This window comes from Acetobacterium wieringae, assembly GCF_001766835.1.
Lineage (GTDB): Bacteria > Bacillota > Clostridia > Eubacteriales > Eubacteriaceae > Acetobacterium > Acetobacterium wieringae.
This window is the reverse complement of the sequence record NZ_LKEU01000027.1, coordinates 1-12,414: the sequence shown is the minus strand read 5'-3', so window position 1 is coordinate 12,414 and position 12,414 is coordinate 1. Positions and strand designations below refer to the sequence as shown.

The 12,414-nt window shown below is 45.2% G+C and carries 13 protein-coding genes; 2 read left to right on the top strand and 11 right to left on the bottom strand.

Going from position 1 to position 12,414, the window contains the following annotated elements; genetic code table 11:
* Positions 1-3 precede the first annotated feature (3 nt).
* The gene (locus ACWI_RS06910) at positions 4-495 is read right to left on the bottom strand and encodes a prolyl-tRNA synthetase associated domain-containing protein (RefSeq protein WP_070370704.1); all 492 of its coding nucleotides are present in this window, start codon (positions 493-495) and stop codon (positions 4-6) included.
* Between the two features lie 189 nt (positions 496-684).
* Here ACWI_RS06910 and ACWI_RS06905 point away from each other — a divergent pair, with 189 nt between their 5' ends.
* Positions 685-1,734: a phospholipase D-like domain-containing protein gene (locus tag ACWI_RS06905; protein ID WP_070370703.1), complete on the top strand. Its 1,050-nt coding sequence runs from the start codon at positions 685-687 to the stop codon at positions 1,732-1,734.
* Between the two features lie 56 nt (positions 1,735-1,790).
* On the opposite strand, the gene ACWI_RS06900 is transcribed toward ACWI_RS06905, so the two are convergent.
* The 9 genes from ACWI_RS06900 to ACWI_RS06855 form a co-directional block, all read right to left on the bottom strand.
* Entirely contained in the window at positions 1,791-2,510 is a 720-nt protein-coding gene (locus tag ACWI_RS06900; RefSeq protein WP_070370702.1) for an ABC transporter permease, read from the bottom strand.
* 18 nt (positions 2,511-2,528) lie between these two features.
* Complete coding sequence (locus tag ACWI_RS06895; protein ID WP_070370701.1) at positions 2,529-3,245, bottom strand: ABC transporter ATP-binding protein; 717 nt, start codon at positions 3,243-3,245, stop codon at positions 2,529-2,531.
* An 81-nt stretch (positions 3,246-3,326) separates the two neighbouring features.
* On the bottom strand, positions 3,327-3,866 hold the full coding sequence (locus ACWI_RS06890; RefSeq protein WP_070370700.1) for a PadR family transcriptional regulator: 540 nt from the start codon (positions 3,864-3,866) through the stop codon (positions 3,327-3,329).
* A 244-nt stretch (positions 3,867-4,110) separates the two neighbouring features.
* Complete coding sequence (locus tag ACWI_RS19250; RefSeq protein ID WP_070370699.1) at positions 4,111-6,231, bottom strand: hypothetical protein; 2,121 nt, start codon at positions 6,229-6,231, stop codon at positions 4,111-4,113.
* A gap of 201 nt (positions 6,232-6,432) precedes the next feature.
* The gene (locus tag ACWI_RS06880; protein WP_070370698.1) at positions 6,433-6,846 is read right to left on the bottom strand and encodes a DUF1810 domain-containing protein; all 414 of its coding nucleotides are present in this window, start codon (positions 6,844-6,846) and stop codon (positions 6,433-6,435) included.
* A gap of 308 nt (positions 6,847-7,154) precedes the next feature.
* Positions 7,155-9,119, bottom strand: coding sequence for an oleate hydratase (locus ACWI_RS06875; protein WP_070370697.1), 1,965 nt, complete (start codon positions 9,117-9,119; stop codon positions 7,155-7,157).
* Positions 9,120-9,259: 140 nt separating this feature from the next.
* Positions 9,260-9,826 carry a TetR/AcrR family transcriptional regulator gene (locus ACWI_RS06870; RefSeq protein WP_070371023.1) on the bottom strand — a complete coding sequence of 189 codons (567 nt, stop codon included), beginning with the start codon at positions 9,824-9,826 and terminating at the stop codon, positions 9,260-9,262.
* An 834-nt stretch (positions 9,827-10,660) separates the two neighbouring features.
* Positions 10,661-11,014: a hypothetical protein gene (locus ACWI_RS06860; protein WP_070370695.1), complete on the bottom strand. Its 354-nt coding sequence runs from the start codon at positions 11,012-11,014 to the stop codon at positions 10,661-10,663.
* A 2-nt stretch (positions 11,015-11,016) separates the two neighbouring features.
* A complete protein-coding gene (locus ACWI_RS06855; RefSeq protein WP_070370694.1) occupies positions 11,017-11,472 on the bottom strand; it encodes an MFS transporter in 456 nt (151 codons plus the stop codon).
* A 37-nt stretch (positions 11,473-11,509) separates the two neighbouring features.
* Here ACWI_RS06855 and ACWI_RS18990 point away from each other — a divergent pair, with 37 nt between their 5' ends.
* Positions 11,510-11,674: a hypothetical protein gene (locus tag ACWI_RS18990; protein WP_175440914.1), complete on the top strand. Its 165-nt coding sequence runs from the start codon at positions 11,510-11,512 to the stop codon at positions 11,672-11,674.
* A 261-nt stretch (positions 11,675-11,935) separates the two neighbouring features.
* Here ACWI_RS18990 and ACWI_RS06850 read toward each other — a convergent pair.
* Positions 11,936-12,414, bottom strand: a 479-nt coding sequence (locus tag ACWI_RS06850; protein WP_139142298.1) for a DDE-type integrase/transposase/recombinase, incomplete at its 5' end; no start/stop codon positions are given.

Here is a 12,414-nt window from a genome sequence, read left to right as displayed (position 1 = left end):
TGTTTATCCGAGGTTAACCACCTCAACCGAACTGCTGTGAGCCCTGATCAGCTCGATCAGATTCTCTGTTTTCAGCCACAGCGTCATTGTGTTTTCATTTGGATGAATCCCGATTAAACGATCGCAAAAACGTTCATCAATAAATACTTTAACTTTTTTGTCCCGGTCATTTAAAACCCCAAAGGGTGTTACCGAACCTTTCTGTAATCCCAGAATTTCATTTAAATCTTTTTCGGAGGCAAAGCTAAGCCGCCGTGAACCAATAGTCTGTTGTAGATTTTTAAGGTTAACCAGCTTTTCTTCACAAACAGAAATCAAATAAAAGTGCTTCTTCTTATCATCCCGGACAAACAAATTCTTCGCAATACAATCAGCATGAGGCAAATTTATTTTCTTCATTTCTTCGATTGTAAATACCGCCTCATGCTCAACGGATTCATAAAAAATTCCGGAATCATCCAATAATTTCAGTACATCTTGCTTATTAACAGACATTATAGATCACCTCCTCTATTTTCAAGACTGATGGTAAGCACCTCCAGCTCACCATCTTTTTTCAGTGACCGCTCCTCTTTTTTAGTCAGTATACCACTTAACCAGGGGAATCACAATTGACGCTTGAGTTTAAACGCAGATTCGTTATATAATGAAAACGATTCATTATGATAAGGAGATATGATCACAATGGCTAATAGACTATGTTCCAAAAAAACGTTTTTCCTGAAACTATCAACATTGTTCGTAACCGGGATTCTCATGGGAGGATTGCTACTGGGATGCAGCAACCCAAAAACAGAGAGCAAGTCCGAACCCCCTGCCACGCCAACTTACACCCTCATTACCCTGCCGGATGATGGCTATCAGAAGATTTATGATTTCATCGATTCCGCCAATAAGAGCATTGATATGACCATGTATGCATTGATCGATTCCAATGCTGAAGCGGCTTTGATTGCAGCGGCGCAACGGGGAGTCAATGTCCGGGTCCTGCTGAATTCCAATGCATCGGATGGTGGCACGGTGGGAATGAATCAGCCAGCCTATGATAATTTATCGGCTAACGGGGTTCACGTTGTCTATTCCTGGGACGGTGTTTTATGGCATCAAAAAAGCATCGTGGTGGACAATCAGAAAGTGGCTATCATGAACTGCAATCTGGTCGCCCAATATTATCCGATTCTCCGCGACTACGTGGTGATCACTGACAATCCGGCCACCGTGGCAGGGGTTTCCACCACCTTTGAGGCGGATTATACCAATAACACTGTCGCTCCTGTGGCTGGCGATGTTCCGGAAGGCTCTGAACTGGTCTGGTCCCCCGGCGCCGAGAAACACTTTACCGAGCTGATTGACTCTGCCCGACCCGGCACCACCCTCTATGTTGAAACCGAGCAACTTGATAGCACGGTTCTGGAGAACGCCCTCATCGATGCGGTCAAGCGGGGCGTAACGGTTAATTTTACCATGACCAATACCGGTGAGTTTACCGACGGCTTCAATACCCTGAAGGCTGGTGGTGTCAATGTCCATCTCTTTCCACAAAATGCGCCCATCTACATTCAATCCAAGGCCATTTCGGTGAATAATGAAACGGTCTATATTGGCAGCACCAATTTTACCACGACCAGTACCAATGCGGATCGAAATGTGGGCATTATCACCCAAAAGAAGGACATCGTCGATGGTCTGACCGCCACACTGATCCAAGACTTTGAAGGTGCCACTGCGTACTAAAAAATTACCAGAAAATCAATCCTGACGGTTACGCATGTTATTGCGTTGCGATTTTGTCAACGCTGATCATTGGCTTTCAATGACCAGATCGCCAGTAATAACGCCAACCCAAGAAAACCAGCCAGCACGAACAAACTGAAGCGCCATTGCAGATAATCCCGAAGGAGAGCACCCCGCAGACCGTTTAGAAACCATTGGAAGGGATTGAATCGGCTAAGCTGAATAACAATGGCCGGGGCCGCATCAAGGGAATAAAAAGCGTCACTGAGCAACAGCAGACTCATCGAAATAAGATTTGCGGTAATGCTGGTTTGCGCTTCGGTTCGGCAAAGACGGGAGACAAAAAAGCTGAGCAAAACATAGCCCATCCCTGCCACCAGACAGACCAGCCCGGTCATCAGTAGCGCTTCTGGGGAAAGGCCAATCTGAAAAGCCAAACTGCCAACCGTCAGAACCAACAGGCCGCAAATCAATGAAACCAGCGTACCCGCCCCGGAGGTACTGACAACAAAAGCAGATAAGGGCAACGGGGTAACTTTGAGCAGCTGAAAGACGCCCCGACGACGCTGTGCCAGCAGTGAAAATACAGTGGTCGTCAAACCATAAAACAAAATCCCCATGGCCATCATCGCCGTTGTGATGCGGATCGCATAGTCGGGTTGATGAACCAGATAGCCTAAAATGAGGGTCCCGGCAATCGGCACCGCAATCGACCAGAACAGTAAAAACGGTTCCCGCAGGGCCGATTTGAGGGACAGCATAAAAATAGTATTCATATTAAACACCTTCTCTTTCTAATTGATCGGCTGAACAGCCGGTGTTTGGGTTAATTTCAAATACAGTTCATCAAGATTGGCAACGCCGTTTTCGGTAATCAGTTGTTTCGGGGCTCCTTCGGCAATGATTTGACCATTGTTCATAAAAATAATGCGATCAGCCAGGGTTTCCACTTCTTCCATATCGTGAGAGGAAAACAAAACCGTCTGATTATTGTTGACCATCTGGCGAATCAGCTCCCGAATTTCATGACTAGCCCGGGGATCAAGTCCGGCGGTGGGTTCATCAAGAACGATCAACGTGGGCTGATGGACAGTCGTCACTGCCAGGGCCAGTCGTTTTTGCTGACCCAGTGACAATCGGATCGCCGGAGTATTTCCGGTATCCCCGAGTTGACAGGCTTCCAACCGGTTCTGCAACTCGGCCTCACTAAGCCTGATTCGATACAGAGCACTGAACAAAGCCAGATTCTCCCGGGCTGAATAGCCTTCAAAAAATGGCGTTGTTTGAAGCTGAACGGCCAGATGCTGTTGATAATCGGTTCGCCAATAGGTAATCGATCCCTGATCCGGCGACAGAATTCCCAAAAGCATGGCAATCGTCGTCGATTTGCCAACCCCATTGGGGCCAATCAGAGCTACAATCTCCCCTTGGCCGATAACCATATCCAAACCTTTAATCACCACTTTATCCTGAAATTTTTTTGTTAATCCCTTTGCTTCAATTAAATTCATGGTTTTCTCCTTACTTCTATTTGTATATTCAATGTTGAGTATGAGGGTATTTTTTTCTCCCTTAATCTTAAGGGAGAATTTTCAGTCCTTTGATTCCAGCAGCTTAATGGCATTTTCCACCAAATCCTGCTGTTGTTTGACAATCGCAAACATGCTGTCAAAAATCAGGGTGGTCATCGGTGGGATATTCTGATGCATGGCGATTTCTTTGAGTCTGAGACCGCTTTCCAGAGCTTCCTGCTCGGCCGTCAAATTGTTAAGCTGACGCTTTAAGGCCTTTAATGCCACCTCAACCGGCAACTTCTCAATAAATGACAATCCTGAATACAAACCGGATGGGTAATGAACCGAGGGGTGCCCCAGCGAATCGGCAATCAACTGCGTCAGGTGTGCACGGCCATCGTCAGTGATCCGATATACTGCTTTTTGGCGATTCCCGGTCTGTTCAATCCGTTCGATTTCGACCAGATTTTCTTTCTCCATTTTCTTTAAAGCGTGATAAATTGAACCGATCAAAACGCCCCCCCAACGTTCGGCATCAGAGATCCGCAGCATCTGCTGAATATCATAACCGGACATCGGCTGAACATCGAGAAGTCCTAAAACAAGGATCCTTGTCATATTAATCCCTCCAATACTCTACGTTGAGTATTATATATTGATCATTTAATTTTGTCAACCTGAAATTTGACATTAATCCAACATTCAGAGGAATTTTGTCTGAAAGCCTCTATTTCCCGACCACTACAATAAATTCGTTTGCTTTTTTTCTCTCCTGAATATGCAAAAATCGGGACATGGTTTTTCAAGCAAACTTGAATCCATGTCCCGCGCTTTATTGATTACGCTTCATTTTGAACGCTGATCAGGCTGCTGTTTCATAAAAAGCAGCACTACCGGTGTCAAAGGCGGTGCCTTTTTCCACGAGTACAATTTCAATTCCTTCCAGTCGGTATCCGTATCCAGCCGTACCGGACTCTGCGCCATTTGATGCCCAGCCCAGCCAGCCCAGATTCTCAACCTGAACCCGGTAATAAACATCGTATTTATCGGCTTGTGTCCCGGTTAACTGAATTTTAATGGCTTCCAATCTTAAACTCTGGCCTTCCGTCCCGGACACCGTTCCATCTGCGACATAATCCTGCCAACCAATATTCTGGACATGGGTGGCATATTCAATCCCCAAGCCATCAATCCCACTTTTAATGGTAATGCCTTCCAGTCTCAAGCTCTGGCCGACGGTTCCTGACAGAGCACCGTCAGATACTGCATTTTGCCAGCCGATATTCTGGACATGGGTGGCATAATTAACATTCCCGGTCGCCGCTAAATCGCCATCATAGGCTACCCCATTAACATACAGGGTATAACCATTTGTATCCAGGCCGCTGGCATCGCCGTCAAATTCGGTGATGTATGAATCCCCGGTGAGCTTCCAGGAACTGCCCTTTTCCAGAGTCACTTTCAAGGTTGCAGCGGTGGTTTTATCACTGTTAATTGAACCAGTAAACGTTGAACTATCCTGAAGGATCAAATCCAGGGTTGAGATGGCATCCACAGCGATATCCCCAGTCAGTGTCTGCTTTGAAGCGGTCAAGCTACATTTCCCACCGTTTGAACCGGCCGTTCCCCAACCCCGGCTGCCATCATTTCCAGCCACGGTTAAGAGATTACTATCAGCCGCCAGAGTCAGATCAACATTGCTTAATGCGATTTGGGACTCGGTATTGGTGACGTAGAACATATCACCGCTATTGGCTGTCAGCGAGCCATCGGTCATCTCAAAGCTGCTGTTTCCGACTTCGGCATCCCCGGACATGCTCTGATACAGCATCACGTTATGGATGTTATCCGCATCGGAATTCCCGGTGGAGCCGGTCATATTTCCGCTGACGGTACAGTTGTTCAATGTAACTGAGTTTAGCCCTTCCACCACAATGGCTTCGGATGTTTCAGCGTTCAGGGTGGCATCATTGACGGTGATATCCGCTGTACTGTAGACGGCTGGAGCGCCGGTGCTGCCGCTGGTGGTGTAGGTACCGCCATCAACAACCATGGTTCCGCCCCCCCGGTCACTTCGAATGGCGGCTTTAACAGTGGAATTAACAGTCAGGTTGCTGGCATAAAGATTTCCTCCACCAGCCACTTCGATGCCGCCGGCATTTCCACCGGTGACATTGATGGTGGTATCTTTGATGTTAATGGTGGCCCCGTTATAGGCAAAAACCCCGTTTGCTCCTTCGGCCGTTGCGGTCACACTACCCCCGGCAATATTCAGGATCGCATTGTCAAGAGCCAAAATGGCGGCATTGAGGCCGTAGAAACTGCTGGCATCACTGCTTGAAGCGGTGCCAGCAGTTTTTTCAACGGTCACCCCATTCAGATGGGCGGTGATGGCTCCTTCAGCCCGCAGGGCATTTTCATCATCGTTGGTTGAACTGTAGGTACCGCCACTTAAGCTTTCGCCATCGGCCAGCAGGTATGCCCCGGTGCCGGTGGAAACAGTGGCACCGCCACCACCTCCGGGAGCTGCGCCAGGAGACCCACTTCCCGACATAATTTCAATGGAGGCAATGGTATCGGTGCCCGTGGTATAGGTGATTTTAAGCACTGCTCCGACCACAATGTCGGCCGCCGTGGCTTTTGAGCTTGTAGCTGACGTTTCGGTCGCTGTGGCAGAGCCACCGGTGGTGCCTGCTTCCGGAGGCTGTCCCGGCGACGCCTTGGTAATTGCCATATCATCGGTCAGGGTAAACGTTGAACTTTCACCGGTCAGAGTGAGCATTTCAGGCATTTCTCCCGGCGTTTCTCCCGGTGTTCCGGTATTCTGATTCAGGGTTCCGATGGCGATGGTTACTTCTTTTCCATCCACCTTCGTTACCTTGCCGTAAATGACATCTTCTGAAGCGGCACTGGCTGGAAAGGCCGTCAATGCCAGACAGGCCGTCACAATTAAACTGGTTAATAAACGCTTTGACTTTTTCATTTTTATCTCCTTTATCGATGAATGAATTGTCTCTTTAGCATTTATTGTAATCAGTTAACGTGATGATCAGGTGATTAATCTGTCAAATTCAAGTGATTTTTTCGTAATACCGGTAGGATCTCATGATGGGGACCGGAGCGGGATGTTTGCTGTGAAAACCATATTGTATTCTGCTTTCATTCAGATATGTTGGGTTATTTCTCACTTATCTAATAGATTAACGGTGATTTCATCCAGCGCACCACCAAAATATTTGTCCAGCACCGCCTTAAACGTCGGATTTCCACCGACCAGATAAAACAGGGTCATCGATGATTTCAGCTTCAGATCATCGGGCCGACCAAACACCGCTCTGGCATCACTGGATTCAAACTTTAAGAGTTCACCGGAAATCTCCAACAGCCGCATCCCCAACAGTGGATGCGCCAGATATGCCTTGGCTTCCGCCCGATTCTCAATTCCGTAATACCGGGCAGTTTCACTCCGGCCCAGGCCTTTAAGCTGGGGAAAAATATACCACATCCAATGGCTGCGCTTGCGACCATTTTTAATTTCCATTAGTGCCTGTCCATAGCTTTCTTCCTGAGCTTTGACAAAACGTTCAATTGTATCCATCGGTCTTTCCTCTCTTTCATTATCCTTTGGCAGCTTTTATGATGATTTTATCATAATACGGGCATTAGCGACATCGATTTGATTTTATTTATCATTGCCTTTAAAAGGGAAAATGGCCTGATCCATACAGATTGATATGCAAGGATCAGCCACTATTATTTTCGCTGGCAGGAGGATCAAAAGCATCTGCCTTACGCCAGCTTTTTAGTTCCTAAATCAATAAAGACCCTGCTTCCATCTGGTTGCAGGGTCTTTACTGGCTATTTTCTTTTTTACATCCATCTCCCAGGTTTTATTCTTCCCGGAACTCAAAGCATCCCGTCTTTTAAAATATCATGGTCTTTTAGTACTTTTTCAATCACGGTTCCCTTTGTAAAATGAATGATTGGTTTTTTTATCAAATTCAGCGGCCCCGGCAATTCAATTTCCAGTGGTGATTTTCCATCCATCAGTTTTACACTGCTGTCGAGCAGCTCCCGAATATCATAGACACTGCCCCAAACTTCCGGCACCCCTCTGTCAACACCAAGCAAACCATAGACCGATTCCATGGCGGTTCTGACTGAATACTCGGTTGTAAAGACGGTATCTCTGGGGGTTTCGGCAAACTGACCCAGAAAAGCAAAATTAACGCAGCCATCCGGAATGACATCTGGTCGATCGCCTTTGGTTCTTGGCATGAAAAAGGCGGTAATATAAGGCATCATGGTTGGCACACAGATGGCACTGTTTTCAGCCAGTTCATCAATTTGATTGACTGGCACACCCAAATGATACAACCATTCTTTGGTAATTTCTTTGCCGGTACACTCTTTCATTGGTTTTTTTACATAATTTCCCGGTTCATCTGAGAATAGGCCATAGACCCATACACACACCTTGTTTTTATCCTGATCTTTAAACTGCCCCTGTCTGTTAATGGTCCAGCTGAGCAGCCAGGATGAATCCATGCAGCTGACAATCCCACCGGTGACAACTTTCCCGCTTTTCGGATCGCGCTTACAGATATTGGTGAGATATGGCATGATTTTATCGTCTAAGGTTGTGATTGTTGCTGATTCCCAATTTGTTTTCTTGATATCGGAGCAGAACTTTTCCGGATTTCCAAAGGCCGGATCCTGCTGGGCGATATTTTTCCATAAGCTCCAGCTGCCGCTGGTTCTCACTTCGGCGTCCCCATTTGGCGCATGATTCTGGTCGCCGTAAATGGTGCCCTCGGTACAGCTTCCGTTTGTCACAAAAACCAGATCATTTTCTGTCAGCACCAGCCCTTTTTCAACTCCATTTACCTTATATTCAATTGCTTTGGCGACCTTTTTATTTTCCGCAATCTCAAAGATGACATTGGTTACCTCGGTATTAAATTCAAAGTTAACGCCGGCTGCTTCCAGATATTTCTGCATCGGTAGAATTAATGATTCATACTGGTTGTATTTGGTAAATTTCAAGGCGCTAAAATCCGGTAATCCGGCAATGTGGTGAATAAATCGTTGAAAATAAAGTTTCATCTCCAGCGCACTGTGCCAGTTCTCAAAGGCAAACATCGTTCGCCAGTAAAGCCAGAACGTCGAATCGAAGACCTCTTCATCAAACACATCCTCAATGGTTTTGTCGTATAAATCTTCATCTTTGGTCATAAAGAGTTTCATGATTTGCATGCAGCCCTTCTGACTTAAGTTAAATTTCCCGTCGGTCTGGGCATCAACGCCCTGGTTTCTGGTAGCCCGACACAATGAATAATTGGGATCTTCTTTGTTTAACCAATAAAATTCATCCAACACCGAGGCGCCCGGTATTTCAAGCGACGGAATACTGCGAAACAGATCCCACAGACACTCAAAATGGTTTTCCATTTCCCGGCCCCCCCGCATCACATAGCCTCGGGTCGGATCTTCAATTCCATCACAGGCCCCACCGGCGATATCCATCGCCTCGAGAATATGAATGTGGGAGCCCGGCATTTGTCCATCCCGAACAAGAAAACAGGCGGTTGCCAGTGCCGCTAAGCCACTGCCGACAATATAGGCGTTTTTTTCTTCGACGCCTTCCGGTTTTCTGGGGGTTGCAAACGCTTCGTAATTACCATTGGTATAATAGATCCCCTTGCTGTTTTTTTCATGTTTGCCACGTTCGGTGTTACGATAATTGGAATCCTGGGAAATTTTCTTTTTCTCTTTATTTTCTTTCAGCTTGTTTTTGACCACCATTGCAGTGGCACCGACGCCAGCTACTGCCACTGTTGCCAATCCGACTTTCACTTTTTTATTTGCCATTAAATTATCCTGCCTTTCATCACGTTTAACGCTAAGTGATTCTTTCTTTATGGTAAAGCTTTTTTAATGATTTATCAATTTACAAAACAGGCAGAATGATAAAAAAACTGATCACTCGGCCTGTTTTGATAAAATATTCCTTATTCATGACGTTTGGCTGCAAAATTTAAAATTGAATTGGCAATATTGCCGCTGAGGGTTGTGCTCATTTTGTCAACAATGACATTCGGATCCTCGCTCATGCCCTTTTTAATCCAATCCAGCATTATTCCCACAAAACCGTATTTGTAAAACTCGGCAATAAAATTCATCTCTGCCTCGGTGATTGATGTATTTTCGGCCTGTTCTCTAACCACCCCTTCCAGCAGTCCATAGGTTAACTGATATAAATAATTTTCGATCTGCTCTCGGCTCACCGAACGATAAACATTCAAAATAAAGGGTTTGTTCTCTAAAACCGCTTCAAACAGCTGCAGCAAACCTTCCTGCCAGGTATAATAGGTTTTTTTCCCCTGCAAGGCTCTTTTGCCGTCTTCTTCACAGCTCCATTCCACTAAATCATAGATATCCTTAAAATGGTAGTAGAAAGCCATTCTGCTGATTCCGCAATCCGTTGCCAGATCGCTGATGGTAATCTTATCAAATGGTTTTATCAGTAATAGTTTTTTTAAAGATACTTCCAAATCTGCTTTTGTCGAATTTGACATAATCGCTCCCTTCTGTTTATAATTGTTTAAATCGCTCGCCATAATTAAATAAAAAAACTCCGACCAGAATAATTGTCCCACCAATCACTCTCGACTGCCCGGGGATTTCACCGGCAATTAAAAAACCCAATACACTGGTCAAAAATGGGGTTAGAAAGATATAATTACTGACCTAGCGGTCTTTTGGGCTACAGACACACAGAGCCTTCCTCCTGGCAACACAGGCAATGGCGCTGAAGAATAGGCCCGGAATCAGAACATTGACTCATTGCATTGGCAAATCGCAAACGCCAATTCGCTTTACATTTCTTTCGCTACCCCAGATACTCTTAGCTATGACCATTTTTTGTATTGAAAAATGCTATCTGCATATATAATAGCACATTGATAAGCCAGAGATAAAAATATGTTTCGAATTTGGGAAATCTGATACAACACAATAAAATTCTGAAAGAAAAAGTCATTGCCGTTGATAACAGCGCTTTGAATGAAAATAAAAAAGTCCAGAGTGCTTTAGAAATTTTCTGCCTGAACTTTGATCTGGAAAAACCAATGTGGTTTGACAATAACACAAAGAACTGCGTCAGATTTCCATGACAACTTTTCGGGAAGACCCATTTATCGAATCCATTTGGTTTGATTATTTAGAAATCGAGATGATCGACGATGGTAAAAAAGCTGTCAGCAACTTGACAGCTTTTTTATGTTGGATTGAGGGACTATCGTGTTTATCAGGTGCATTCTTTTAATGCCTGTTCAATCATCACGTTGCCAATGCTACTCCTGCGTTCTATCGCCCAATCCTGACTTTGGTTTGCTACCTGGTCGGTCGAATCAGCGATTCGGTAACTCATCCATTATGGCAACCGTTTTTACAGTTTCACCCTTAATCATTTTTAGGCTTCTTGTCGTCGGAGCTTCCCGCAGAAAGAGGGCGCAAACAAATCCAATTGCAGCAATGACGACGCAAAACAGAAAAACATCATGAATTGAATTGGCCAGAACGGTTTTTGCCTGCATATACGCATCGTCGAAATAGCTCAGGTACAACTCCGATACCTGGGATCGAATAGTTGCCACTGTTTTTGGATTTGTAATGACTTGGGTGTTTTTGAGCATTTCCTGTATTTCCTGGGGTAGTTGGGGCATCATCAGGCCTGAAAATCCATCACTCAGAGAATTTGTCATGATCACACCGTCGATGTAACTGAACCAATCTGTTCTCTTGGGGCAACGTTTTGCGCATTCACATTGGTAATGGGCATACTCATCCCCACACCAAAACCCAAAATTACCATAAAAAGAATGGCACTGGCATAAGAGGTTTTAACACCCATGGTGGAAAGGAGCAACGCCCCCACACCCATAATAAGAAACGCTGCTGCCGACAGTATTTTTGCTTTACCAACTCGTGAAACAAGCCGACCAGTGATATTACTTGACAGGAGCAAGCCCAGCATCATCGGTGTTATGACAGCTCCGGATGTTGTCGCCGACGAACCAATCACCCCCTGAACAAAGTATGGAAGATAGAGAACCGTTGAAAACATAATCGCCTGAGAAAAGAAGGCAATCATGAAGGATACATAAATCGCACGATCTTTGAAAAAATTCATTTCACCGATTCCAGCCGTTTCGTTTGTCATGCTTGTGTCATTATTCCAATTAATCTTGAGCGTAACCATGGATTCGAAATATAATGATACTGTCTATATCAATAGAACCAAATTTACCATCACCAATACCAATGACGATCGCAATATGGGGATTATCAATCAAAATACTGACATCGTCAGGAATCTGACCACCACACTGACGCAGGATTTTGAAGGTGCCACTGCTTACTGAAAATTACGATAAGGGCATGATAAAGATAGGCACCATACTGATCGATATCGCTCTTATCCGGCACAACCGTCACCACCAGCAGATCCTTGGCCACCGTCGGACGACCCTCTAGCACCCAAGTGGCAGCATTCCTCAAAAAATTAATCCCTTTGCATTATGGAATTGTCAATAATAGTTCAGTCAAAACACGCAAGGAATTTTCCAAGCCCCTATAGAATAGCCAGCCCTCATCGTCGGTAACAATCATCAAAACTTTGAATGCTATGCAGCGAGTTGATGATTGTCGAAAAAAAGCCCCCGATAAACCAGCGGTGGATAGCCATTATTTGTACTGTAAATTCGTCGTCGATTGTAATAATGGATATAGCGGTAAACAATCGTTTTGACTTCAACCATGGGCATACTTTTGGTATTAATTTTATAGAGCTTCTCTTTTTTCAGCGTTGCGAAAAAACTTTCCATCCGGGCATTATCATAGCAGCGGCCGGTGCCACTCATACTCTGGATGGCATTTGCTTTTTTTAATACCTTTCGAAAGCGTTGGCTGGTAAACTGCGTGCCCCGATCGGAATGAAGAATCATTCCTTCGGCACCATCATCTCTGCAGGCGTTCTGAAACGCTTCAACACAAAGGTCTGCCCGCATGTTGTCATCCATCCTGAAGCCCCGGATACTGCCGTCATAGCAATCAAAAATGGGTGCCAGATAAAGTTTTCCATCTTTACAGGGGATTTCTGTAA

What these genes read in the sequence shown, in the direction of transcription:
- ACWI_RS19250 (WP_070370699.1), bottom strand. Translation starts at nt 6,231, where the DNA reads ATGAAAAAGTCAAAGCGTTTATTAACCAGTTTAATTGTGACGGCCTGT.
- ACWI_RS06880 (WP_070370698.1), bottom strand. Translation starts at nt 6,846, where the DNA reads ATGGATACAATTGAACGTTTTGTCAAAGCTCAGGAAGAAAGCTATGGA.
- ACWI_RS06900 (WP_070370702.1), bottom strand. Translation starts at nt 2,510, where the DNA reads ATGAATACTATTTTTATGCTGTCCCTCAAATCGGCCCTGCGGGAACCG.
- ACWI_RS18990 (WP_175440914.1), top strand. Translation starts at nt 11,510, where the DNA reads ATGGATTCGAAATATAATGATACTGTCTATATCAATAGAACCAAATTT.
- ACWI_RS06860 (WP_070370695.1), bottom strand. Translation starts at nt 11,014, where the DNA reads ATGACAAATTCTCTGAGTGATGGATTTTCAGGCCTGATGATGCCCCAA.
- ACWI_RS06905 (WP_070370703.1), top strand. Translation starts at nt 685, where the DNA reads ATGGCTAATAGACTATGTTCCAAAAAAACGTTTTTCCTGAAACTATCA.
- ACWI_RS06910 (WP_070370704.1), bottom strand. Translation starts at nt 495, where the DNA reads ATGTCTGTTAATAAGCAAGATGTACTGAAATTATTGGATGATTCCGGA.
- ACWI_RS06890 (WP_070370700.1), bottom strand. Translation starts at nt 3,866, where the DNA reads ATGACAAGGATCCTTGTTTTAGGACTTCTCGATGTTCAGCCGATGTCC.
- ACWI_RS06870 (WP_070371023.1), bottom strand. Translation starts at nt 9,826, where the DNA reads ATGTCAAATTCGACAAAAGCAGATTTGGAAGTATCTTTAAAAAAACTA.
- ACWI_RS06895 (WP_070370701.1), bottom strand. Translation starts at nt 3,245, where the DNA reads ATGAATTTAATTGAAGCAAAGGGATTAACAAAAAAATTTCAGGATAAA.
- ACWI_RS06855 (WP_070370694.1), bottom strand. Translation starts at nt 11,472, where the DNA reads ATGACAAACGAAACGGCTGGAATCGGTGAAATGAATTTTTTCAAAGAT.
- ACWI_RS06875 (WP_070370697.1), bottom strand. Translation starts at nt 9,119, where the DNA reads ATGGCAAATAAAAAAGTGAAAGTCGGATTGGCAACAGTGGCAGTAGCT.